This window comes from Mesorhizobium sp. M7A.F.Ca.US.011.01.1.1 (genome assembly GCF_003998295.1).
In the GTDB taxonomy this organism is placed as follows: Bacteria; Pseudomonadota; Alphaproteobacteria; order Rhizobiales; family Rhizobiaceae; genus Mesorhizobium.
In genome coordinates this window covers 1-380 of the sequence record NZ_RZRT01000291.1, presented here as the reverse complement: position 1 = coordinate 380, position 380 = coordinate 1, and the positions used below count along the sequence as shown (strand labels likewise).

The following is a 380-nucleotide window of genomic DNA, read 5'->3' as shown; positions in this document are numbered from 1 at the left end:
GGCTGAAGCTGCCGCTCTTCAGGCTGATCTCCAGGCACGTGTCCGGCGCGAAACGATAAAAGACCTGCAGGACGAACGCATGGAGTGCGGCGACGATTGCGATGTCGACGTCACCGGCGAGTGCGTTGCGCAATGCCAGTGTCCGCTGCGCGGTCAGGTCGAAGACGAGCCGATCGGGCAGTGGCTTGATGCCATCGTCCTCGCCGTCGTCACTGGCGCTGTCGTTCACCGGCTTGCCGTTGACGACAACACCATCGCCATCGTCGTCGCCATTGGACCGGGTTCCGCCGTCGGAGCCCCCTTCCTCACCCTCATCGACGTCGCCGGTTTCGGTCTGCGGCTCGTCCTCGGACCGCACGAAGCCGGCGTCGACCTGGAGC

General features: G+C 65.3%; 1 pseudogene. It reads right to left on the bottom strand.

The features are described from left to right. Positions 1-380 (bottom strand): annotated as a pseudogene (locus tag EOA13_RS37785) (DNA-binding protein); the annotation flags it as partial.